Origin of the sequence: Pontibacter korlensis (genome assembly GCF_000973725.1) — a bacterium.
Taxonomy (GTDB): Bacteria; Bacteroidota; Bacteroidia; order Cytophagales; family Hymenobacteraceae; genus Pontibacter; species Pontibacter korlensis.
Window position 1 is genome coordinate 3329401 of record NZ_CP009621.1, and the last position, 23324, is coordinate 3352724.

The window sequence follows — 23324 nt, forward strand, 5'->3', positions numbered from 1 at the left end:
CTCCGCTTTTATAGTTTATAGTACTCATTCATCTTCTGCTAGTGTAAGCTTGTAGCTCGTACTATTGCTTTTGCTGAAGGTACAGCTGCGTGGAGAATAAAAGGCACGAGCTACAAGCTCGCGCTCAATGTCATTAAGTTAAGGGTTTTATAGTACGTTCTTTCTGTTTCTCATCAAGACCGGGGTCTTTCGGTGGCGGTACTTATCTTTCTGGCGTGGGTATTTTCTGCCTGGCCTTACTGGCTCTACATGCTGTAGAAAACTTTCCTTGAGTTCTGGCAGTATTTGCTGCGGCGAATCCGAAGTGCGTAAGGCTACTACATTTTTCTTCAGATGCCCTACGGCAGTTGCCGGGTTGAGCCTGTAGGCCAGCTTGCTGTGGCTGTAGCGGTCTTTCGGCTCTTGTTGCAGCTCATCTGCCAGCAAGGCCTGCATGTTCATCAAAAACAAACTTATGTAGAAGGCCTGCGCAGTGGCTGCCTGGCTAAAGCCAGAGAAGCACTCCCCCCTGAGCACACATCGTAAGCGGTCTCTACTCCCCGGCGCAGCGCATAGACCTGCTTTAAGCATTCTACAGGAAACTCCTCTTTACCCGGAGGTGTGGTAAGCAGCAGGGCCACCTGCCCGTTATCCAGCCCAGACTTCACCAGCCGAACCTGTACGGCGGTGTTCCTGCCATAGGCTTTATCTTTGACGGGCATATTCTCCCCCGGCCTGATGGCTACCACTGCATCATCTTCGGCTGATTGGGCAAAGGTCTTTACCTGCTGGCTGAAAGACAACCTCAGGCGCATGAGCACATGCATGTTACACTGTTGGTGCTCACAGACCACCTCAAATGAAGCATAGTTGCGGTCATAGACCAACAAATCACCCGCCCAGCTCAGGTGCTTTAAGGCGGCAGAAGGCTCTCCCTGGGCAAAAGGTTGCAGCACCCCGTCTATGACCATACCGTTAGGCAGATCATGCATCACCGTGATGTAACAGGTGGTTGCTGTGGGTGCCGTAGGCTGCTGCCAACCCCGAGCTAAAGGGCAGGTCCAGCGTGGAGCCGTCTGCGGCCAGGATGCGCATACACTTTAACAGCCCTGCCCTTTCATCATTATCTGTGTAAAACGCCAGGTTGAAGGTGTGGAGTAAGGTCGGTGAAGGCTTCTGCCTGGCCTGCGTGCAAGCACCCAGGCTTAAGCTCACCTTCGGTTGGGCAGGCTCCTTGAAGAACTCTCCTATCTCCAGAGCCAGGCTTTTGTAGAGCCATCAAAACCGCCAATAGCTTAAAAGGTAGTACACGCTTCCTGGTGAAGTCTTGCGACCTGCTTTTATACTTGGCTCCACCGCATTTACCATTAAAACCCCCTTACGCGACAAATAATCTGCTCTTTCTCATGAAAGAAAAAGCAATGCACATAAGATTAAATTCCTTAACTGAATGACATTGGGCTCGCGCCAGCAAGGGCAAAACTAAACTATTGATTAATCAATTTCAGAGAGTGCTTCTTCCATTTCTTCGACCGTAGGTTCTAAGATGTTTCTAACATGACAGTTTGTTTTCAACTGCTCTGTAATGGCTTTCTTCCTTTCAGAAATGAAATTAAAATAATTATTGTTAAGGAGATGATCCACCGCAGCTTCGTTTATACAATGGTTTGACAAAATGCTTATCAACTTATTCTTTCCAGCTTGCCCCCCTCCATAATCTTTTATGATATCTTGGACATAATCTGACGGCATCCTATCTCTAATAATATTCCTGTTTGTAGATGACAGCAGCCCGGTTTGGTTAAAGACGGAGTCAATTTGATAATTGGTTTTTAGAAATTTATCTGCGGAGCTGTTATCTTTTATACCTGTTTCTTTTTTACTACATTCCTCATTGCTGCCTTTGGGGAAATGTGGTGTAGGTCACATTCCAAATTTGAATTCACGCCTACTAACCTTCCAGACATACTCTCTCTGAAATTCTAGTAATTGGAACTCTCCAGAATAAATTGAATCAATAACATCTATTAAATTTACATTTCTAGATTCTGTTGTTTTCATTATATGATATTTTATTTATTGAATAAGACAAGCAAATAAATAAAGTAACCAAATTTAACGTTAATGAATTATAACTTAATCTGCGTATATAGATTAATTTAGTCTTTTAAACAGTAATAACTACACCTTTCTTTGCCCTTCAACCCATTTACCATAGACTTACCCGTTCGGGAAATTATACCTGCTGTTAGGGAGCACCTGGCGGCGCAGAACACGCTGATCGTAAACGCCCCTCCCGGAGCCGGTAAAAGCACTTTGCTGCCGCTGGCTTTGCTGGGCGAGGCCTGGCTGCAGGATCAGAAGCTCATCATGCTGGAGCCCCGGCGCCTGGCGGCCAAAACTATTGCCGAGCGCCTGGCGCAGCTGCTGGGTGAGGAGGTAGGCCAAACCGTCGGTTACCGTATTCGTTTCGAGAATCGCACCTCCGCTGCTACCCGCATCGAGGTCGTAACCGAAGGCATCCTTACCCGCATGATCCACAGCGACCGCTCGCTGACAGGTATAGGCATCGTGATCTTCGACGAGTTTCATGAGCGCAGCATCCATGCCGATGTAGCCATGGCCCTGAGCCGGGAGGCGCAGCAAGCACTTCGCCCGGACCTGCGCATTATGGTCATGTCGGCCACCCTGGATATGCCCCAGCTCACGAGCCTGCTCAAGGCCCCTGTGGCGCAAAGCATGGGGCGGCAATACCCCGTCGAGACCTTTTACACCGGCGATGCCGACGACCGCATGCTGCCCGAAATGACGGCCAAAGTAGTGGTGCAGGCAGCAAAGGAGCGGGAAGGGGATATCCTCGTGTTCCTGCCCGGCGAAAACGACATCCGGAAAGTAGAAGAACTGCTTCGCAGGCAGCTGCGCGATTTTAAGATTCACCCGCTGTTCGGTATGCTGCCCTTCGGCAAGCAGTACGCCGCCATTATGCCTAACCGTGAAGGCAGGCGCAAAGTGGTGCTGGCAACAAGTATAGCCGAGACCAGCTTGACCATAGAAGGCATTTCGGTGGTGGTGGATACGGGCTTCGGCAAAACTTCCCGCTTCGATCCGAAATCGGGTTTGTCGCGCCTCGAAACGGTGCGTATTTCCAAAGACGCCGCCGACCAGCGTGCCGGTCGCGCCGGTCGGCTGGGTCCCGGCACTGCCTACCGCATGTGGAGCAAAACCACCCAGGAGCGCATGACACCGCACCGCACCCCCGAGATCATGGAAGCTGACCTGTCCTCGCTGGTGCTCGACATGGCGCAGTGGGGTATTACGGATATCCGCGGCCTGACCTGGCTGAACCCGCCACCGCGTGCTGCCCTGCAGTCGGCCACCGACATGCTGCACCAGTTGCAGGCGCTGGAGCATGGTCGCATTACGGAGCACGGCAAAAAAATGCACGCGCTTCCGTGCCACCCGCGCATAGCGCACATGCTGCTCAAAGCCGAAGAAACCGACCAGGTGGCCTTAGCAAGTGATATTGCCGCCATCCTGGAAGAGCGCGACCCGCTGGACCGCAACGCCGGCATCGACATTAATTTAAGAATAGAAGCCCTCCGCAGGTATAGAAAAGAGCAGGGGCAGGGCAAGCGTTTCGGCAAGATCGAGAAGGTAGCTCGCTCGTACCGCCAGCTGTTTAATGTGGAAACCGAGAACGGTGAGTTCGACGATTACGAAACCGGTGTGCTGCTCACGCATTGCTACCCGGAGCGCATCGCCTACGCCCGCCCCGGCATTAACGCGCAGTTCCAACTGGCCAGCGGCCAGTATACGGCTGCCGGTCACCGCGACGACCTGGCGCACGAGCCCTGGCTGGCCATCGCGCACCTGCACGCCGGCACCGGCGACAACCCGGGCCGCATTTTCCTGGCCTCGCCGCTCAACCCGCGTGACCTGGCTCCGCTTGTAAAACAGCAGGAAAGCTACCACTGGGACCTGAACGACGGCGAGTTAACGGCTTCTATGGATACCCGCATCGGCAGCATCGTGCTGCAAAGCAAACCGCTGCCACCACCCGACGAGAAGCACCGCTTACCTGCCATCTCCGAAGCCATCAAACTGGAAGGCGAGCACCTGCTGGACTTTAATGAGGAGCTAACCCAGTGGCAAAACCGTGTGCTGAGCCTGCGCAAATGGCGACCAGCAGAAGGCTGGCCCGACGTAAGCACCGCTACCCTGCTCCTGACCAACTGGGACTGGCTGCGCCCACACCTCTTCGACATAGAACACCCCGACGAGCTGATGGAGCTGGAGTTGCTGCCTATACTGGAAAAGTTTTTAAATGATGAGCAGCGGGCAAGGCTGGAGGTATTGGCCCCTGCAAGTATAAACTTGCCAGATGGTTCTTCGATAGAGTTGGAGTATAAGGCGCAGGGCGAGCAACCGAAGCTGGAAATACGCCTGCAGGACATCCTGGCCTGGGAAGAAAGCCCTACCGTAGACGACGGCGAATTGAAAGTAGAACTGCACCTGCTCACCCCGGAGCTAAAGCCAATCACGACGGTAGCTGACCTGGCGACGTTCTGGAAAGGCAATTACCGCGTTATAAAGCGGCAGCTGGAGGCGGTGTTTCCGGAAGTGAAGTGGGGGAGGTAGGGGAGTTGATGAGTTTCGCAGACGATTAACCTGCCCCTCCCAGGCTAATCTTGTAGGGAAAAGTTTGGGTCTTGTCCTGATATAGGTTGACAGTTTTTCAAACAAACTATACCTATGGAAGACCACATTCGAGAACTACTCAGCCGCTATCAGTATAGCGAGGAAGTCAAGGAGGCCGCTGCCTTTCGCGTGCTTTTTGGAGGAGAAGATGCTAAGGATATTATGCAGGAACTTGGCGTACACAACGTCAAAACAATTCATCACTGGGTTACGGACTACCAGCGTAAGATTGAGCAAGGACTTATATCTTTACCTCCCATGACTGAGAAGCAAAAGCAAAATTTGGAAGCCCTAAAGCAGCGAAACAAACAGCTGGAGAAATCCCTGGAGGAGGCTAATCTCATGATCCTGGCCCTGCACACGATGATTGAAGTGGCGGAAAAGGACCTGAAAATCTCGATCCGAAAAAAGTCTGGTACCAAACGGTCCTGACCCTGCAGCATAAGGGAAAAGCAAAGGTAAGTGTCGGTAACCTTTGCCGGTTGTTTGGTAAAAGCCGCCAAGCGTTTCATCAGCGAAGGGTGTTCCTGGATCAACGTGCAGCCCAGGCTATGCTGGCATTGGATCTGGTGACTGCCATCAGAAGGGAGATCCCCGGGCTGGGGACCAAGAAGCTGTATCTTCTGCTGCGGGAGCCGATGCAGAAAAGCGGTATTACTATGGGCAGGGACAAGCTGCATGAGTTGCTCCGGGAACACCGTCTGCTCATCCGGTCTAAAAGATCTGTGCCCAAAACCACTCATTCTAACCATCTTCTAAGAAAGTATCCTAACCTGATCAAGCAGCTCCCTGTCCTGGAGACAGAGCAGGTCTGGGTGTGCGACATGACTTACATCTAAGTGGGGTTCGACTTTAACTACCTGTCTCTGATTACCGATGCCTACTCCAAGAAGATCGTGGACTACTGCCTGCATCAGTTCCTGAGCACGGAGGGCTGCCTGAGAGCCTTGGAAATGGCGCTTGCCACGCGCAGTAAACAAAGCAGCAAGCTGATTCACCACTCTGACCGTGGCGTGCAGTACTGCAGCTTTGAGTATGTAAAGAAGCTAAGGGCAGCAGACATCGCTATTAGCATGACAGACAGTGGAGAGGCGTACGAGAATCAGATTGCCGAAAGGGTGAATGGGATACTGAAGCATGAGTTCAAGCTCAACCAGGTGTTCAAAACACATATGGAAGCTCTATTGGCTGTAGAAAAGGGTATCCGCAATTACAATACGCTTCGCCCTCACATGAGCTGTAGTTACTTAACCCCCTCACAGGCTCATCAGGTGGAAGAGCCTTTAGTGAAGCAGTGGAAGAGAAAGTCATCAGTGAGTGAAGCTGATAGCGTATGAGCAAAAAAAGCTGTGGATTTATGGATAACTCCTGCAGAGTTACCCACAAGTCCACAGCTGCGATAATAGTGGTTACTGGTGAAAAAAGCGTCAAGTTAATTTAGTGCTCAACTAGACATTAAAAGAGGGAGTACATACATTTGACAAGCTATAGCCGTATTAATTTTATAAATTTATCATCAATTCAAAATCGTCAACTTTTTCCAGGACGGGACCACCTATAAACTTATTTTAGGACGAGACAGCTACTTTCGGTGCTTACCCTCAGCGGGGGTTGTGTTATGAAAGTTTTCTTTCCAGGTTTTGTTCAGATTATAGCCTAATGTGTAGCTTGGTTTAATCTCATAATTACCTTAAAATCAGGCAATACAAGCTTGCTGGCCACCTCCTTAAACCAACCGCTAACTGGAGCAAAAGTCTTCATATTTAGCTTTAACAGCTAGATGATATCAGACTAAACGCTTACCACCAATTCTTCACCCTCAAAACTACTCCCTCTCCTTAGAAAACTTTTACGGTTGCCTCCATTCCTTCATTTCTATTATCAAAAACACAAGAATTCTCTTTTGTATCCTACTTTTATAGCTTTAATTCGTAGAAAATGTAAATATATTGTAAAAAATATTAAAATATAGATGTAGTGATAGTAGCAAGGAGGTAATACGCTTTACCGGTCTTGAGTAAACAGACGGTGTATGTTCAGGGAGTTAGCGAAGCATCTTAATATAAAAAGTGGTGAGGTAAGGCTGGTCAGGTCTCTGTTCCTGGTGCAGTTCTTATTGGGGGCGGCTATTGCTTTCTTTTCTACGGCTAGCCTGGCGCTTTTCCTTTCCTCTTTCGAGGTAACGGTGCTGCCTAAAGTATACCTGATGGCCGGAGCTTGCCTGTTGCTCTTCAACTATGTGTACACGCACGTAGAGCACCGCTTTACACCAGCCAAGTTATTACAGCTGGCATCTGTTTTCTCAGCTTTTTCTATATTTCTGTGCTGGCTGGCTTATACTTTCTTCTACTTTGAGTGGCTGACCATAGCCCTAATTATCTGGAACCTGGTTATCTACCTATTAATAGGAGAGGCTTTCTGGGGTATGGTGGCCATGCAGTTTAACGTCAGGGAGAGCAAGCGACTGTTCTCGATAGTAGGGGCAGGGGACATTCCGGCTAAAATGCTGGGCTACCTGTCTGTTTCGGTGCTGGTGCCTTTTATTAGTGTCATCAACCTGCTTTGGATGTCTATTGCCAGCTTTACACTTGCCTTTGTGTTGCTGGGCAAGTTTAAATTAGAACAGGTGGCAGCTATGGAGGATGCCGGTGTTCACCATACTTCCACTGCGCATCACCAACCGGAAAAATCAATCATAGGGCAGATCTTTCATAACAGCCTTATACTTAGTATTGCTATCTGGTTCCTGATTGCCTACATGATCTTGCTGCTGGTAGATTATACCTTTATTTCTGAGATAAAGCTGGAGAGCACCATCAGTCACGAACTGGCTACTTTCATAGCTGTTTTCTTTGCCTTCGGGCGCTTTCTGGCTATCCTGTTCAAGTTGATCTTCAGCAGTAAGGTAATTGCCAGGCTGGGGCTTACGAACTCCTTGCTCATTGCTCCGGCCCTGCTGTTCCTGATCAACATTATTAACCTGGTGGCAGGGGAGGAGCTGATTACCCACCTATATATATTTGGGGTGATGGCGCTGATAGCAGAAGTGCTCCGCTCAACGCTGCAAGAGCCGGTAAGTCTGGTGCTTTTTCAACCCCTGGACCCGCACAGCCGACTGAAGGGCCATGTTATAGCCAAAGGTTTTACACTGCCATTTGCCCTCCTGACTACTGGTACGCTGCTGTCGTTTTACCTGCAGCACTATGGCGAGCTGTCTGTTACCTTCGTTTCTCAGCTGCTGCTTGTGCTGCTTATTGTTTGGGCAGGTAGTGTTATCCTGATCAAAAGAGCTTACCTGCATACTTTGGTGGAGGCCCTGCGCAAAGGGCTTTTTACCGGTTCCGAATTGTTCCTGAACAGCCAGGATGTGAGAGCGCTGCTGGTGCAGAAAACCGACAGCAACAGGCCACAGGAGGTTATTCATGCGCTGGACCTGCTCGAGCAGTCAGGTTATATGGGCATGCAGGAGCAGTTGCTAAGGCAGCTGCAAAGTAAGTTTTTCGAGGTGAAGGAGTACGTGCTTTCCCGCATTATTGCCAACAACATATCGGCTGCGCTATCGCTCATAGAAGAACAACTCGCCAGGAAACCGGAAGCTGAACTGGAGCCGCTGCTTATCCGGGCGAAGTACTCTCTAAGCCTTAACGGCACAAAGGTGAGGCAGGAAGAACTGCAGCAACTGAAGCCGGAAAACAAAAAAGCTGCCCTGCTTGGCCTGCTTTGCCGACCTGGTGCCACCGCGCCTGCCGCTAAGCAGGAGCTATCAAATATGGCAACCGGCGAAACAGCAGAAAAGCTGCTTGCCCTGGAAGTTATCGCAGAGCTGGATGGCAGCAAGTACGCACACTTAGTAGAAGCACTGCTGCAGGATTCGGCGCCTGTTGTATACAACAAGGCTATAGAGGTGGCCGGTAAGCAGAGGCGCTACCACTTGTTTAAGTTAGCAGTAGCAGTGGCAGAACGCCACCAGGCTTACAAGGCCTTGCATAAGGCACTGACTTACTATGGAGATGCTGCCTATGAGGTTGTTCGAACTTTAACAGCACCGGTTTCAGCGCCTCTGCTCGACGTACTGCTGAAAACTGCCGGCCGTACAAAAGGAGAAGCTTCTACGCTTTTCCTGGAAGGAGCTCTAAAGCATTATCCAGCTAAGGCAGACCTGGTTGTGGAGGCGCTTTGGGAGAAAAAAGCGGAGGTGTCTGTGGAGACAAAAAAGGGACTGGAGCAGTGGCTGGATGACAAGCTGAGTCAGGGTCAGCTAAAGAAGCAGTACTACCTGCAACTGATGCCCGATAATGAAGCTACACTACTGCAGGAGGCAATCTGCTCAGAAATACACCAGGATATACAAAGTATACTTAAAGGCCTTGCGCTGGTTTATGACCAGCAGCGTATAGATAGGGTTATAGAGCTCTACAAAATGGGCTCCATGCACAAACTTTCTAATGCTGTGGAGATGCTGGAACTGCTTGTGTCTAAGAAGTACTTCACCAGCCTGGATGACCTGATTGAGTTCAGAGAGGACGTGAAAAATAACCAGCTACGGGTAACCAGCGGCAGGGACGTAAATACTGCTGCCGTTGTGGATGAGATATTAACCGGAAACAGGGCAACCTGCAATTCCTGGACCAGGGCTGTGGCCTGCTACCTGATTCCGCGGCTCCAGGATAAGGAGTTTCTACTTCCTGCGCTGGCCCGTGTTCCGGATAATGGAGACCCGCTTTTCCGGGAAACCAGAACGTATGTTGTATCCATGTTAAGCTAAGAAATACCTATGCTGCTGATAGAAAAGGTGCTGATGTTGCGGTGTTCGGAGTCTTTCAGAAACATACCTGAGCAGGAGCTGATTGGGCTGGCCGGGGTGCTGGAGGAAGTATACCTAACGCCCGGGGAGTGTGTATTCTCAAAAGGGGAGATCGGTAAATGCATGTATTTCATTTTTAAAGGCAGGGTACGCATACATGACGGCGACCTGACACTGGCCTTGCTGGAAGAGAACGACATCGTAGGAGAACTCTCGGTGCTGGATGCCGAGCGGAGATCGGCTAGTGCCACGACCACAGAGGAAACCATACTGCTTAAGCTGGAGCAGGAGCCTTTTTATGAGATCATGATGAACAATACGGAGGTGCTGAAAGGAATACTGAAAACGTTGTGCCGCAGGCTCCGCATTATGGATAGTAAAAGTGCCAGCCTGCAGCATCCGGCCTCAGCTAATGAGCCAAGCCTTTTATAGGCCTTAAACTGATAGCATAAACACTGTATAACTAGCACAGACATAGACAACATGCAACCCGAAAAGCCTATGAAAGTTTTGATAGTTGACGACGAGGCAGACGTTCAGCCTCTGTTCGAACAGCGTTTCCGCAAGGAGGTGCGTACCGGAGAAATAGACCTGGCTTTTGCCTTCAACGGCGAAGAAGCATATGACTATGTTGAGAAACATCCGTTTGAGGTGGTGCTTATACTTTCAGACATCAATATGCCGGGCATGAGTGGCTTGGAGCTATTGCGCCTGCTACGGCAGAAGTATGCTGTGGCTCCGCCTATGATCATCATGATCACTGCCTATGGTGATAAGGAAAGCTATCAGCAGGCCATGCAGTTCGGTGCCGATGATTTCCTGACCAAACCCTTAGACTTTAACCTACTCAAAGGTAAACTCAAAACGCTGACTTTTGATGGCAAAGATATTGGTAGTTGATGACGAAGCAGACATGGAGCTTCTGATAAAGCAGAAATTCAGGCGCAAAATACGGGATAATACATATGAATTTGTTTTTGCACAAAATGGAGTAGAGGCTTTACAAAAATTACAGGAGCACCCTGATCTGGACCTGGTTCTAACAGACATTAACATGCCAGAGATGGATGGCCTAACCTTGCTTACCAAAATCCCTGAGGTCAGCCCGATCATTAAGGCTGTTATTGTATCGGCCTATGGCGATATGGAAAACATTCGGACTGCCATGAACCGTGGAGCCTATGACTTTATATGCAAGCCGGTAGATTTTGAGGATTTGGAGGTGACCATGAACAAGACCTTGCAGCATGTAAACCAAATGCGTACCACACTGCAGGCTATCAAAGAAAACAACATCCTGAAAATGTATGTGGATGAGTCGGTGCTAAGCTTCATGACGCATACCGAATTTGAAACAAGCCTGCTTCTGAACGAGTCTGTTGAAGCCACGGTGATGTTTATTGATATCTGTGGTTTTACAGCCATATCAGAACATGTGTCGGCCAATGAGGTTGTTAACCTGCTCAACAAGCTGTTTGACCTGATGGTGAACGAAATAACAGATCAGGACGGACACGTAGATAAGTTTCTAGGCGATGCCGTGATGGCTGTTTTCCAGGGACAGTACCACCTGGACCGTTGTGTAGAGGCCGCCCTGGCTGTACGGAAAAAGCTTTGCTCCTTTGAGGAAACATTGTCGGATGGCAGGGTATACAAGCCTGAGGTATCCATAGGTATTAATGCCGGTGAAGTGATTTCCGGCAATATTGGCTCCAGCTCCCTCCGAAGGCTGGACTATACGGTTATTGGCGATCCGGTAAACGTGGCGCAGCGACTGCAGTCAGTGGCGCAGCCAGGGCAGATCCTTATCACCGACAAGTCTTTTGAAAAGATCAAGGAGTCTTTTGTCTGCAAGCCGATAGGGGAGATTAGCCTGAAGAACAAGTCCCATCCGGTTATGACTTACGAGGTGCTTGAGTAGGCGGCTACAGGTCAGGCAAGGAAAAACCAGGCGATCGCGTAGCTTGCCAACACTAAACACAGGCCAATCACAAACACAGTGTAAGACAGTTTCAGCAGGCGGTATTTCTTCTCAAGCACTTTGCCCTGCAGGTAAATATTATCGATCATGCTGTTGTACAGGCGGTCAGAGTCATGCATAATTTCACGCATGTTGGCACGGTATACATCAGCACTCAACGTGGTATAATCACCGAAAAAAAGATAATCAATGCCCCCCGGCTTCGATGAGGTTTTTTTGATATTGGGCCGGGTGGCCAGTACGGCAATAATGGTTGTTACAATGCAGACCACTGTCAGGAAAAAGGCCGGTATGATGAGGTGAGGTACATCGGAGAAGCTCTTTATAAAAGAGGAAATCATGATAGAGGCGATGATGGCATTGATAGAGATCATGATATTTGCCTTGCTGTCGGCTATGACGCTCAGTTGTAAGTGACTGGCCATGGTAGTACGGAACATAGTCTCTACACCTTTTATCACCTTCTGTTCTTTCCCTTTCTGCAGGTTTTTCTTGAGCTTTTTGTTCTCCTCCCACAAGACCTGCAGCTCCGGCGTGGCACTGATGATTTCTTCCCGCTTTTGCTTTAGTGTTTTGATGTTCTTCTCCTTTCCGGCAGAAAAGGTATGCCTGGCATAGGAGGTGAAGTAGCTGTGCTTCTTCAGTAAAGTTCTCTGCTCATCTATCCATTTAAGTTCTTCATTTAAAGCGCCCGGTGTCAGGCCGGCTTTTCTTTCTTCGTGCAGCAGGTAGTCTTTGGAGGCCATAAAGCTGGCAACAGCATCACACAGCACTTCTTCCAGCAGGTTTTTGGGCTGCTGCGGGTATTGAGTGGCGACTATGCACTGCATCACTGTGTTTATGTCTGCGGCAGTAAGTCCGCTGCTTTCGAGGAATTGTGCTGCCGGAGATGGCTTAACCTCCTCTGGACTGGAATTTTGGTGGTTACTCAGGTCATACAGCCAGGCGGCCAGCAGCAGTAGCTGCATGTCGTGCTCGTTCAGCCGCACAGATCTGCCAACTTCTTCTGCCACGGCAACCAGTGCCCTGGTATGCTCCAGAGTAAGAGCATGAGCCGTATCCAGGCCATTGGTAGGCAGTTGATGCGCAACATATACATGCGTTCTTTCCAGTATATCGGTATCCATCATGGTGTGCATGGTTTAGGGTTTTACTGTGGTGCAGGTAAGCAGATTGTGAACTCCGTGTATTCTCCTTCTTTGGTCTCCACTTTCAGCTCACCTCCATGGCCCTTGGTAATGATATCGTAGCTCAGGGATAGGCCCAGGCCGGTGCCCTGGCCGGTAGGTTTGGTGGTGAAAAAGGGCTGAAATATTTTGCCTGCTACTGTGGCGGGTATGCCTGCTCCATTATCGCGCACCCTGATCTCCACCTGCTCTCCCAGGCTTCTGGTGCTTACTCTTACCTCCGGCTGATACTGCCCGTTCAGCTGCGATTTTAATTGTTGCGTAGCGTAGAAGGCATTATTGAAAAGGTTAAGCAGTACGCGCCCGATCTCCTGGGGCACTACTTTTACCTTCCCCAAGGCAGGGTCCAGGTCGGTTATAAGCTTGGCGTTAAAGTTCTTGTCCTTGGCTCGAAGGCCGTGGTAGGAGAGGCGCAGGAACTCATCTGCCAGGGCATTGATATCTGTTGGCTGCTTATCGCCGGTAGAGTTACCCGAGTGCTGCAGCATATCTTTTACGATGCAGTTAGCCCGCTTGCCATGCTGTGTTATCCTGTCGAGGTTCTGCTCCAGTTCATCTAGCAGCTCATTTAAGGCTACCGCCTTGCCGTTTTTCGGACTAGCCTCTTGCTGTAACTCCTCTTTTATCTCTTGCACCAGCTCTACAGAAAGCTCAGAGAAGTTATTTACGAAGTTGAGCGGATTCTGTATCTCATGGGCGATACCGGCGGTTACCTCACCGAGCGAAGCCATTTTTTCTCGCTGTACCAGTTGCTCCTGCGCCGACTTTAATTCTGCCAGGGCCTGCTCCAGGTGGTCCCGTTGCTTCGTTATGGTTTGTTTCTGGACCTGCAGCTCTTCATTGGATTTGTTGAGCTCTGCAATTAGCTGCTGCAGCCTTTGTGCCTGTTCGTCAATCTCTGCCTTTTGCTTGCGGAGCAGATCATTGGTTTTTTTCTGCTTGCGGTTATTCCAGACAAGTATACCTGCTATCAAAGCTACCAGCACCAGCACTGCCAGTAGAGCGTATTTTTGCTGGCGTTGGCTGCTGGCCCTTTCGGCCTGCAACTGTTTGTCTTTAGTTAGTACTGTAATCTGAGACTGCTTTTTATCCAGCTCATATTGAAACTTCAGGGCAGCCACCATGCTTTTCTTGTCTTCCCCTACAAGGCTGTCTTTATAGGCGATATACTTTTGTTGTGCCTCGTATGCTTGGGGAAAGTTTTTTTTAGCGGCGTAAGCCTCTGCCAATACATGGTAGGTGTTGTGGATGTTGCGCTTAAAGCCAATTTCCTGCGCTAGTGCCAGGGCACGGCTGGCATAGTACAGGGCACTGTCGGCATGACCGGCGTTGAGATGTACGGAGGAAAGCTGGTAGTAAGTGTCTGCCACGCCTTCTCTCTCTCCTAAAGACTGGTACAGCTTAACAGATTGAGTTCCGTAGCTTAATGCCTGCGCATACTTCTTTTGATTTCCCTTTACTTCCACCAGGTTGCGCAAAACAAGCGCTTCCAGCTGTTTGTTGCTCTTTTCCCGGGCTATGTCTAAAGCTCGCCTATAAGCTGATTCGGCATGGTTATACTGCCGTTGGTCGCTGTAAATGCCACCTATGTTGTTGAGAAAGCGGGCAATCTCATTTTTGTCGTTCAGCTGTTCCTGTAGCTTTAAGCCCCGCTGAAAATAGGTAAGAGCAGACTTTAGCTCGCCCATTTCTTTGTAAAGCACCCCAACATTACCCATAATGGAGGCTGCTTCTTTGTGCTTGTCAACGCTCTCAAATACCTGCACGGCCTGCAGGTAATACTGCAGCGCCTGTGGGTAATCAGACTGGCTGTGGTAGATGGTACCTTTGCCATTAAACGCCCAGGCGACAGTGGTGCTGTCGCCAATCTGCCTGGCTACCTGTTGTGCCTGTTCAAAAGCACGAAGAGCAGCCTCGTAGTTTGCCTTTTGATAATGGTGGCTGCCGATACGGCGCAGGGCAGTGGCTTCTACTGGTTTATAGTTTAATTCCCCGGCTAATCGCAGGGCCTGCTGGGCCAACTTATAGCTTTTTTCGGGGTCTGTTCCTCTTAGCTCATAAGCCAGGTCGTTCAGCAGCTTTGCGCGTACTGTATCAGCTTGCTGGTGCTGTTCCAAAAGGGTATTGAGGCTGTCGGCAGCAGTACTTTGAGCCAGTAGCGGTGTAACTGCCAGCAGGAAGCCAAGTGCGAGCAGAAAGGCTGAAGTTTTCATTGCGGCATTGATAACATGGCGTACAGCCTGAACAACAGGTTAATGTCTGAATCTGGTAAGGCTTAAAGGCAACTGCAGTTTTGTTAATCGCCTTGCTTCTGTGCTTGTGTAGCTAGCAGGAATAAAGATCAGTTCGTTGTCCTGCCCCGGAGGTTCCAGTTAATGCTTTGTAGGTGCTCTGCCCCATCCTAAAGTATGGATAGCAGAGCGAATTCTTTTATCAGGAGGTTATACTCATACGTGCTTATGCTACAGCCTATTAATATGTATTTATAACGCTTAAGCTAGATAAGAGTTAAATAAATGGTGAACAAGTGCAATATATTCTTGTGTTTTTGAGTATTATATGTTTTTGCGTATAATTTATACTATTCTTTGTTAATCCCGTAAATACTACATCGAAACAGTACGATTGCCTCCACGTTCGGCTTCTGGCTAGCAGAAGCTGGTATTTGCCCTTGCTATCATTCTTTTCTTTACGCTTTACACCTTAAAATTTCAAGTCATTTCTTCTGCTTAAACCTGCGTTGCTGTGCACAGGCTGATTATTATCAGGTGCTTACAAGGTAAAGATCATCATGAACAATCTAATATGCTGTACCGCAAACTCCGTCACTTTCTGAGCCTCCTACTCCTGTGGGTAACATTCGGACTTCCGCTCCTGGCGCAGGATCTTATTTTTACCAAAGTACCGCTGGATAGGGACACGGGTCTTGACAATGGTTTAGGTTTGATAGCCGGTATTACGCAGGATAAGCAGGGTTTCCTGTGGCTTGCTACCCACTCTGGCTTGTACCGCTATGATGGCTATACTTTAACAACCTATAATAACCAGCGTTTCGAGGTAAACTCACTGGCTGATAACCGGCTAGAAAGTATACAGGCTGATCGTAACGGTACTATCTGGATTGGCTTTTGGGCAGCAGGGCTTGACAACTATAACCCCAAGACGGGCAAGTTCACACACTACCGTCACAACCCCCACGATCCTAAAAGCCTGAGTGATGACCTAGTGACAGCGATTCTGCAAGACCGTCAGGGAAATGTGTGGGTAGGCACCCATAAAGGCCTTAACCTGTTTCACCCGAAAACTGGCACCTTTACAAGGTACCAGCACGACCCTAATAATCCGTCAAGCCTGAGTGACAACAAAATCAGGGCACTCTATGAAGATAAACAGGGAACGATATGGGTTGGAACAGGCAGTCCCTGGGAGTCGAAACCAGAGGAGGGAGGTCTCAATCGCTTCGATCCCAAAACAGGTACTTTCAAGCACTATAAGCATGACGCAGCAGACACCACAACGCTGAATTCAAACTGGATACGGGCCATGCATGAAGACAGCCGGGGTAACTTTTGGATTGGCACCCACGGAGATGGCTTACACCGCATGAACCGCCAGAAAGGTACCTTCGAACGGCTGCACTACGACGCACAGCACCCGGAAAAGCTTAGCCGCCCCTACGTGAATAAGGAGAGGCAGAACGATGGGGTAGATATTATTCTGGAAGATGATGCTGGTGCTGTTTGGATAGGCACCTATGACAGTGGCCTTAACCGGTATAATCCTGCAACCGGTAAAGTCGTGCAATATCAAAAGCATGGTGCTGATGTAACAGGATTGGATGACAATAATATTTGGGCAGCACATGCTACCAGGGAAGGAATACTCTGGTTCGGTACTGCCAACGGTAACCTGTATCGGGTTGATCCGCATCGCCAGCGGGTGAACCATGTGGCTACAAACTCTGACGTGTACAGCTTCCACGAAGACAAGGCTGGCTTTCTTCTTATTGGTACCGCCAACGGCTTATTGCATAAGGATCTTAAAAGTGGCAAAACCAGGCGGTTCGTACATGATCCAAATGACCCTGCTAGTATAAGCGCAGATACTATCTATTCTATTTATAAAGACCTGAGGGGCAACTTTTGGTTAGGCGGAGCCAGTGGGGACCTTAACAAGTATGACCCTAAAACAGGCACGTTTACACGCTACGTACATGATGAGAAAGTGGAGGAGAGTATAAGTGCAGGACCTATTTTTTCGATGTTGGAAGACCGGCAGGGAAATTTCTGGGTTGCTACCGGTTTCGGCCTGGATAAGATGGACCGGGAGCAGGGTACCTTTACCCATTACAGAAGCGATCCTGAAGACCCCGGTAGCCTTAGCCATAATGGCGTAGTGTCTGTGTTCGAAGACGAATCAAATTATCTGTGGGTAGGAACCAGGTTTGGAGGAGGCTTGAACAAGTTTAACCCTATAAATGGCTGGTCGAAGAAGTATCTTTTAGGTACAAATATTGTTCATATCATCAAAGATGCCAGAAATGTGGTCTGGGTGGCAACTGAGAGTTCAGGAGTGTTCAGGTACGACCGCAAAAACGACATTTTCGTTTCTCTGGGCTCTCAACTGAACGAAGACATTAGCCACATCAGAGGTTTTGTGGAAGACAACCAGCAAAAGCTCTGGTTCAGTACAAAGCACGGACTCATGACCCTGGACAAGGAGCGGGATAATATTTCTTTGCTGGCCGAATCCTATGGTGTGGTACCAGGTTCCTTTACTTTTCCGGGTGGCTACATAGGACTGGATGGGAAGCTATATTTCGGAAGCAAAACAGGCTATTACTCTTTTTCGCCCCAGCAATGGCAACCTAACAACACACCTCCACAAATTGTACTGACAGGGCTGAAGCTGTTTGATGATGTGGTGCAGCCGGGAGGTTGGGGCCCGTTGAAGGCTCCATTGAATGAGGTAGGGATGTTGAAGCTAGGTCCTGATGAAGATGTCTTTACGTTCAGCTTTACCGGGATACATTTCAATAACCCGGAGCAGAACAGGTTTTACTTTAAGCTGGAAAACTACGACCACGACTGGCGAAGGGCTGCTGATCATACCGCCTCTTATTACAATGTACCGGCGGGGGATTATGTTTTCCGGGTAAAAATAGCTAACAGCGACAATGTGTGGGCTGAAAGAGCCCTAGCTGTAAGAGTGAAGCCTCATTGGTGGAACACCTGGTGGGCATATATTGGCTATGGGCTCCTTTTGGTTGGAGTAGTCGTCAACTTTAACCGCCTACAGCGCAGGCGGCTGATCAGAAGGGAAAGATACCGTGCACGTGAGCGCGAGCTGGCCCAGGCACGTGAAATAGAAAAAGCGTATCACAAGCTAAAGCATACCCAGGCCAAACTGATACAGTCTGAAAAAATGGCTTCCCTGGGAGAGCTGACTGCCGGCATTGCCCACGAAATTCAAAACCCTTTAAACTTTGTGAATAATTTTTCTGAAGTGTCGCAGGAACTGGTGGAGGAGCTGGAACAGGAAGCGCAGGTTGGAAATAATGAGCAGGTGCTTGCCATTACAGCCGACCTAAAGCAAAACCTGTCTAAGATTCATCAGCATGGCAAGCGGGCAGACAGCATCGTAAAAAGTATGCTGCAGCACTCCAGATCCACATCAGGAACAAAAGAGCCTACAGATGTAAATGCCTTGGCAGATGAGTACCTGCGCCTGTCGTATCATGGTTTACGGGCTAAAACAAAAGGCTTTCAGGTAACTCTGCTTACTAATTATGATAAAGACCTGGAGCGGGTGGAGGTGGTGCCACAGGAGTTAGGGCGTGTGTTGCTTAACCTGTACAACAATGCTTTCTATGCAATAAAGCAGAAAAAAGAGCGGTTAGGAGCAGACTTCGAGCCAAAACTGGAGGTCAGTACCTCCCGCCGAAACGATCAGGTAGAGATCAGGATAAAGGATAATGGTATTGGCATACCTGAAAAGGTGAAGAATAAAGTTTTTCAGCCGTTTTTTACCACCAAGCCTAGCGGGCAGGGTACAGGTCTTGGTCTATCCATAAGCTACGACATCATTACCAAAGGACATGGAGGTGAGCTATCGGTAGATTCCGTGGAGGGAGAGTATACTGAATTCCACATCCTGTTGCCTATTACAGTTACGGCTCCTCCCACCGCTGTTTCCTTAGCAAGCGCCACATAGCGTTTTTTCTTTGAGCCTCTTCTTGCTGCATACATCCGCACAGCAAGAAGAGGTAGAGAGGTAGGATTTACTCTTGAAATAAGCCGAACAAGCCATTTGTCATTTCGGGCTTCAAAGAAGCATGTTTTTCGTACAACAGGTGGTTTAACACTTAAAGTTGGTATATAAATCTCCTGCAAGAGCGTGTATTCTTTTGAACCAATCTGGTTGCCACTAAAAAAAGTGCTAACAAAAAATGCTGTGTTGGAGTAAAGGGATAGCTAGAGACTTAGCTCTGTGCTATAAATGGGTTTTTGCTCCAGAAAAGTGCAGTAGTATAAGTCCTAAGCTTTCTGCTTTAAAATAATCGACACCTCAAACATAGGATTTAAATCTTAGAAAGATGATTCAGAAAACGTATTTGAAAACCAAAGATCAGTGTAAGGTTAAATTTTCAGTAAGTATAGAAAGCGCGGACAGAGTAGAGATAGCAGGCCTTAACAATGACTGGGACAATCCCATCCCTATGAGTAAGAAAAAGGGTGGTGTGTTTGAATGTGTGCAGTCGCTGCCAAAAAACAGCCAGCATGAGTTTAAGTATCTGATAGACGGCAGCGAATGGAGAAACGATCCGGATGCAGACGGCGAAACCCCCAATGAGTACGGAGGCACCAACAGTATACTTTCTGTATAGATTGTGAGACGACAGCCGAAACATCTCAAGAGATAAGCTTGCTTGCATCTGGGTGTAGAGCCTGCCATTTATTACCTCACGTTCTAAACTTAAGCCTGACCAGCAGGTTTAGGTGCGCATGGCTTTGAGCTGGCCAATAGCTTTATTTTTGTGCTTATCTGGGTCAATGCTATTAGCCTTACTTCAAAGGAAGGAATATCCCCCTAAAGCAGGGTGGAGATGGTGAGGTGTGCCCTTTTCTTTACAGCAAAGCGTAATGACACCTTAGCTGAAAAAACTAAAGCTCCAAAAGGAGATTTAAAATGTCACTTATGAGATTTTTACAGGTTCTGCCAACCTAAAAGACCAAGGTAAGAGCAGGTGCCAACAAACACAGAGGAGATAAACACGCCCAACGTAATGGCTATAAAGGCCTTCTTACGGTTTATTTTAAAGATGTTGGCTGCGATAGTGCCCATGTAAGCACCTGTACCAGGCAGAGGTATCATCACAAATACCATAAGCCCCCAGAAGCCATGCTTTTCAACATTTCCACCCACTATTTTTTTAGCTCTCCTGGAGAAGTATACCACACCGCGCTTATAAGCACGGAAAGGCCAGAACTTTCTGCTAAAGGTGTCAATCATCCACATTAACAGCGGGAAAACCAGCGAATTTGCCACTGTGCCAACCAAAACAGCCCAGAAAAGATGGACGTTGTTCAGCATAGCATAGGGTATACCGGCACGAGCTTCCCCAAACGGTGAAAGACTAAGTAAGAAAGTATGAATAAGCGTTTCCAGCATAAAATATTATTTAACAGGGCCTGCTTATATGGCTCTTCATTTTATTGCCAAAGCAGGTAGTAACCCCAATGCACCAGAGCTAATATTTACCTCACTTCGGGTGCTTCAGAGGCTTAACAGGGCAAAAATCTTAAAAATTCAAACATCGCCTAGCTGCAGTCGAGATTTTTTTAATAAAATTAGCAACTACACCGCTAAGCTTAATTTAATCTGAGTTAAAGCCTATATGGCTACGCATAGCTTTTGAGGCCTTAGCCATCAAAACCGGGTGATGGAATACAACGGTCTTGTTGCTAGGCTTTTAAATGGTAATCTCATTTCTTCCGAGACCCTTGCCACATTTTTATACGGCTCCTATAGAAGGTATAATTGTACATTACAAAGAACATGATCTGTTGGAATTGATATGCCCTTCGTAACCTTTGATAGCAGGTATGCAAAACAGATAAGAGCCATTATTATATTTACTGTACACACATCACAAAAAAGTTGGCCTTTGTAGTCGAAGGTTTTAGGAGGTGGAAAAGCAGAATATTAAAGTTTAAACATATTGGTTATAAAAGGGTTTAATAGAGTACAAGCTAATTTTTTAAATCTAAACACCCTCTAACCCTGATTTTATATGGCAATAACAAAATGGGCTATTGACCCCCTACACTCAGAAGTATATTTTAAAGTTAAGCACCTGGTAATTTCTACTGTAACGGGCTCTTTTAACAATTTTACAGGTGGAGCAACTACACAGGGAGAAGACTTCAACAATGCTGAGATACATTTCTCACTTGATGTAAAAAGTATCTACACAAAAGTTGAGGCTCGGGATGCACACCTTAGATCAGCTGATTTCTTCGATGCTGAAAATCACCCTAACATTCACTTTCAGTCGACCAGCTTTACCAAAATGCATGGCGATACTTTTACTTTGTTTGGGATGCTGACGATTAAAACCATTACCAAACCCGTAGAGCTTACAGCTGAGTTTGGTGGCTTTGCACATGATGAGCATGGAAACCTGAAGGCAGGCTTTGAGGTAAGTGGTACCATTAGCCGTTGGGAGTTTGGCCTTACATACAACCCACTAAGCAAAACAGGAGGACTAGTGCTGGGTGAGGATATTACCTTAGTAGCCAGTATACAGCTTGCGCAGAAAGAAGCGCAGCCTATACAGTCTTAAGAATTTAGCAGTTTTGACTGTACCTCTTTGATAAAGTAGGATATACATTATTAATAAGTAAGGGCGAGGTTGTTTCAACCTCGCCCTTACTTATTAATTAAACTGCCTGTAGTTCTTTGTCCTCCTTTATGCTTTTATCCCATTCCTCTGCGTTTTCGATGCCCAGCTTCTTAGGGCTAAAAACTGGATCTAGGCCTGCAGCACGTTGTTCCTGGTAATCTTTTAGCGCACGCAGTGCAGGTTTTCTCAGTAGTATAATGGCAATAACGTTTAGCCAAGCCATAATACCCACCCCAATGTCACCCAGCATCCAGGCAGACTCTGCTGTTTTAACAGACCCGTAGAAGGTAGAGGCTAGTATTAATGCACGTAGTGCCCATACCATCCATTTGTTGCCTGTTGAGTTAAGATAACTAATGTTGGTCTCAGCTATGTAGTAATAGGCCATAATGGTGGTGAAGGCAAAGAAAAGAAGGGAGATAGCCACAAAGCCACTGCCTAGGGATGGAAAGTGTGTATTTACAGCTAGCTGAGTATACTCCGGGCCAAACGCCACGCCTGGCAGGTTCTCTACTATAAAGCCTCCTTCAGGATTCACAACGTTATACTGCCCGGTGAAAAGGATCATGAAAGCTGTTGCGGTACAAACAAATAGTGTATCCACATACACAGAGAAAGCTTGTACTAAACCTTGTTTTGCTGGGTGGCTCACTTCTGCAGCCGCAGCAGCATGTGGTGCTGTACCCTGGCCTGCCTCGTTCGAGTAAATACCGCGCTTCACACCCCAGGAAATAGCCATACCAAAAACACCGGCAAAAGCAGGCTCCAGGTCAAATGCTGAGCTAACGATCAGGCTGATCACGGCTGGCACCTCAGACAGGTTCATGCAGATAATGATAATGGTCATGAGGATATAGGCTCCAGCCATAAAAGGAACCGCCACCTGTGCTACTTTGCCAATACGTTTTACACCACCGAACACGATGAGCGCCAGCAGTACTGTAACTAGTCCACCTGTTACGGCTACAGGCACACCAAACGCATTGTTCATACCGGAAGCTATACTGTTACTCTGAACACCCGGCAGGAAAAGTGCCATGCTGATGATAGTGGCAATGGCAAAGATTACGGCATACCACTTTACACCAAGGCCTTTTTCAATATAATAAGCAGGACCGCCTCTATACTCACCGTCTTTTACCTGCTTATATATCTGACCCAGGGTTGCTTCCACAAAGGCAGAAGCACTGCCCAGAAAAGCAATTACCCACATCCAGAATACAGCTCCCGGGCCACCCATAGCAATGGCCGTGGCTACACCAGCTATGTTACCTGTACCTACGCGACCTGCAATTGCAATAGAAAAAGCCTGAAAAGAGCTAACTCCTTTTTGGGATGATTCCCCATTGAACAGAAGGTGCAGCATCTCACGGATGTAGCGGAGCTGCAAAAACTTAGTTACTATTGAAAAGTATATCCCCGCCCCAAGGCAAAGTATAATTAGTGCGTTACTCCAGACAATGTCGTTAATTGAACTGATAATGTTTTCCATGTTTAAAAAGGCAGGGATAATAAAGTAAAAATCCTTTTAAAGCTCCTATTCCGGTAAGGGGCCATGTATTCGTTCGCTTAAATTAAGGGAAATTTTCCAGAATAGCATGAAAAGTTGTGTGGGAGGAGGGAGCGTGAGTAATGTGCAGATTTAAAAAAATAGCTTCTGGGGAGTATCCTGGATTGAATCCTAAAAGGGTATATGTTTGGCTAAGAGCAGAATGTAGTGTATCCAAAAGAGCAGACTGTCTGCTTTTAGTCCTGGTTTAGACTTATCTT

Annotated in this window: 17 protein-coding genes; 11 read left to right on the plus strand and 6 right to left on the minus strand. The window is 47.9% G+C overall.

The genetic code is table 11. The annotated features are described in order from the left end of the window. Positions 1-147: 147 nt before the first annotated feature. Positions 148-441, minus strand: a complete 294-nt coding sequence (locus tag PKOR_RS14265; RefSeq protein WP_148561697.1) for a hypothetical protein — start codon at positions 439-441, stop codon at positions 148-150. 11 nt (positions 442-452) lie between these two features. After that, complete coding sequence (locus PKOR_RS14270) at positions 453-971, minus strand: hypothetical protein (RefSeq protein WP_046311601.1); 519 nt, start codon at positions 969-971, stop codon at positions 453-455. 1201 nt (positions 972-2172) lie between these two features. On the opposite strand from PKOR_RS14270, the gene hrpB reads away from it, so the two are divergent. From hrpB to PKOR_RS14315, 8 genes are all read left to right on the plus strand, one after another. Then, positions 2173-4617, plus strand: a complete 2445-nt coding sequence (hrpB, locus tag PKOR_RS14285; protein WP_046311604.1) for an ATP-dependent helicase HrpB — start codon at positions 2173-2175, stop codon at positions 4615-4617. A gap of 114 nt (positions 4618-4731) precedes the next feature. Then, on the plus strand, positions 4732-5109 hold the full coding sequence (locus PKOR_RS23555) for a transposase (protein WP_052738871.1): 378 nt from the start codon (positions 4732-4734) through the stop codon (positions 5107-5109). 119 nt (positions 5110-5228) lie between these two features. After that, entirely contained in the window at positions 5229-5516 is a 288-nt protein-coding gene (locus PKOR_RS24485) for a hypothetical protein (RefSeq protein WP_148561698.1), read from the plus strand. Beyond that, complete coding sequence (locus tag PKOR_RS24490) at positions 5517-6014, plus strand: integrase core domain-containing protein (RefSeq protein WP_052738873.1); 498 nt, start codon at positions 5517-5519, stop codon at positions 6012-6014. A 695-nt stretch (positions 6015-6709) separates the two neighbouring features. Continuing rightward, the gene (locus PKOR_RS14300) at positions 6710-9442 is read left to right on the plus strand and encodes an NTP/NDP exchange transporter (RefSeq protein WP_046311606.1); all 2733 of its coding nucleotides are present in this window, start codon (positions 6710-6712) and stop codon (positions 9440-9442) included. A 9-nt stretch (positions 9443-9451) separates the two neighbouring features. Further along, positions 9452-9913 carry a Crp/Fnr family transcriptional regulator gene (locus tag PKOR_RS14305; RefSeq protein WP_046311608.1) on the plus strand — a complete coding sequence of 154 codons (462 nt, stop codon included), beginning with the start codon at positions 9452-9454 and terminating at the stop codon, positions 9911-9913. A 69-nt stretch (positions 9914-9982) separates the two neighbouring features. Then, positions 9983-10381: a response regulator gene (locus PKOR_RS14310; RefSeq protein WP_046314518.1), complete on the plus strand. Its 399-nt coding sequence runs from the start codon at positions 9983-9985 to the stop codon at positions 10379-10381. Beyond that, positions 10356-11402 carry an adenylate/guanylate cyclase domain-containing protein gene (locus PKOR_RS14315; RefSeq protein ID WP_046311609.1) on the plus strand — a complete coding sequence of 349 codons (1047 nt, stop codon included), beginning with the start codon at positions 10356-10358 and terminating at the stop codon, positions 11400-11402. The genes PKOR_RS14310 and PKOR_RS14315 overlap by 26 nt, the downstream gene beginning before the upstream one ends. Before the next feature lie 11 nt (positions 11403-11413). Here the strand turns inward: PKOR_RS14315 and PKOR_RS14320 are convergent, their stop codons facing one another. Together PKOR_RS14320 and PKOR_RS23570 are read right to left on the minus strand one after the other, a co-directional pair. Next, positions 11414-12592, minus strand: coding sequence for a Pycsar system effector family protein (locus tag PKOR_RS14320; protein WP_148561699.1), 1179 nt, complete (start codon positions 12590-12592; stop codon positions 11414-11416). A 20-nt stretch (positions 12593-12612) separates the two neighbouring features. Next, positions 12613-14862 (minus strand): tetratricopeptide repeat-containing sensor histidine kinase, encoded by a 2250-nt coding sequence (locus PKOR_RS23570; protein WP_052738874.1) that lies wholly within the window; start codon positions 14860-14862, stop codon positions 12613-12615. A gap of 592 nt (positions 14863-15454) precedes the next feature. Between PKOR_RS23570 and PKOR_RS14330 the strand changes: the two genes are divergently transcribed. Both PKOR_RS14330 and PKOR_RS14335 read left to right on the plus strand, forming a co-directional pair. Further along, a complete protein-coding gene (locus tag PKOR_RS14330) occupies positions 15455-18862 on the plus strand; it encodes a sensor histidine kinase (RefSeq protein ID WP_046311613.1) in 3408 nt (1135 codons plus the stop codon). A 382-nt stretch (positions 18863-19244) separates the two neighbouring features. Next, on the plus strand, positions 19245-19535 hold the full coding sequence (locus PKOR_RS14335; RefSeq protein ID WP_046311615.1) for an isoamylase early set domain-containing protein: 291 nt from the start codon (positions 19245-19247) through the stop codon (positions 19533-19535). A gap of 320 nt (positions 19536-19855) precedes the next feature. Here the strand turns inward: PKOR_RS14335 and PKOR_RS14340 are convergent, their stop codons facing one another. Beyond that, positions 19856-20320, minus strand: coding sequence for a COG2426 family protein (locus PKOR_RS14340; protein ID WP_046311616.1), 465 nt, complete (start codon positions 20318-20320; stop codon positions 19856-19858). Positions 20321-20942: 622 nt separating this feature from the next. On the opposite strand from PKOR_RS14340, the gene PKOR_RS14345 reads away from it, so the two are divergent. Beyond that, positions 20943-21494: a YceI family protein gene (locus PKOR_RS14345; protein WP_046311617.1), complete on the plus strand. Its 552-nt coding sequence runs from the start codon at positions 20943-20945 to the stop codon at positions 21492-21494. A gap of 97 nt (positions 21495-21591) precedes the next feature. On the opposite strand, the gene PKOR_RS14350 is transcribed toward PKOR_RS14345, so the two are convergent. After that, complete coding sequence (locus tag PKOR_RS14350) at positions 21592-23046, minus strand: alanine/glycine:cation symporter family protein (protein WP_046311619.1); 1455 nt, start codon at positions 23044-23046, stop codon at positions 21592-21594. Between the last annotated feature and the right edge of the window lie 278 nt (positions 23047-23324).

Excerpts from the sequence above, each read along its gene's own strand:
- PKOR_RS14340 (WP_046311616.1), bottom strand. The coding sequence starts at position 20,320 with ATGCTGGAAACGCTTATTCATACTTTCTTACTTAGTCTTTCACCGTTT.
- PKOR_RS14305 (WP_046311608.1), top strand. The coding sequence starts at position 9,452 with ATGCTGCTGATAGAAAAGGTGCTGATGTTGCGGTGTTCGGAGTCTTTC.
- PKOR_RS14310 (WP_046314518.1), top strand. The coding sequence starts at position 9,983 with ATGAAAGTTTTGATAGTTGACGACGAGGCAGACGTTCAGCCTCTGTTC.
- PKOR_RS14270 (WP_046311601.1), bottom strand. The coding sequence starts at position 971 with ATGCATGATCTGCCTAACGGTATGGTCATAGACGGGGTGCTGCAACCT.
- PKOR_RS14300 (WP_046311606.1), top strand. The coding sequence starts at position 6,710 with ATGTTCAGGGAGTTAGCGAAGCATCTTAATATAAAAAGTGGTGAGGTA.
- PKOR_RS14330 (WP_046311613.1), top strand. The coding sequence starts at position 15,455 with ATGCTGTACCGCAAACTCCGTCACTTTCTGAGCCTCCTACTCCTGTGG.
- PKOR_RS14320 (WP_148561699.1), bottom strand. The coding sequence starts at position 12,592 with ATGATGGATACCGATATACTGGAAAGAACGCATGTATATGTTGCGCAT.
- PKOR_RS14265 (WP_148561697.1), bottom strand. The coding sequence starts at position 441 with ATGAACATGCAGGCCTTGCTGGCAGATGAGCTGCAACAAGAGCCGAAA.
- PKOR_RS14335 (WP_046311615.1), top strand. The coding sequence starts at position 19,245 with ATGATTCAGAAAACGTATTTGAAAACCAAAGATCAGTGTAAGGTTAAA.
- PKOR_RS23570 (WP_052738874.1), bottom strand. The coding sequence starts at position 14,862 with ATGAAAACTTCAGCCTTTCTGCTCGCACTTGGCTTCCTGCTGGCAGTT.
- PKOR_RS24485 (WP_148561698.1), top strand. The coding sequence starts at position 5,229 with ATGCTGGCATTGGATCTGGTGACTGCCATCAGAAGGGAGATCCCCGGG.
- PKOR_RS14345 (WP_046311617.1), top strand. The coding sequence starts at position 20,943 with ATGGCAATAACAAAATGGGCTATTGACCCCCTACACTCAGAAGTATAT.
- PKOR_RS14350 (WP_046311619.1), bottom strand. The coding sequence starts at position 23,046 with ATGGAAAACATTATCAGTTCAATTAACGACATTGTCTGGAGTAACGCA.
- PKOR_RS23555 (WP_052738871.1), top strand. The coding sequence starts at position 4,732 with ATGGAAGACCACATTCGAGAACTACTCAGCCGCTATCAGTATAGCGAG.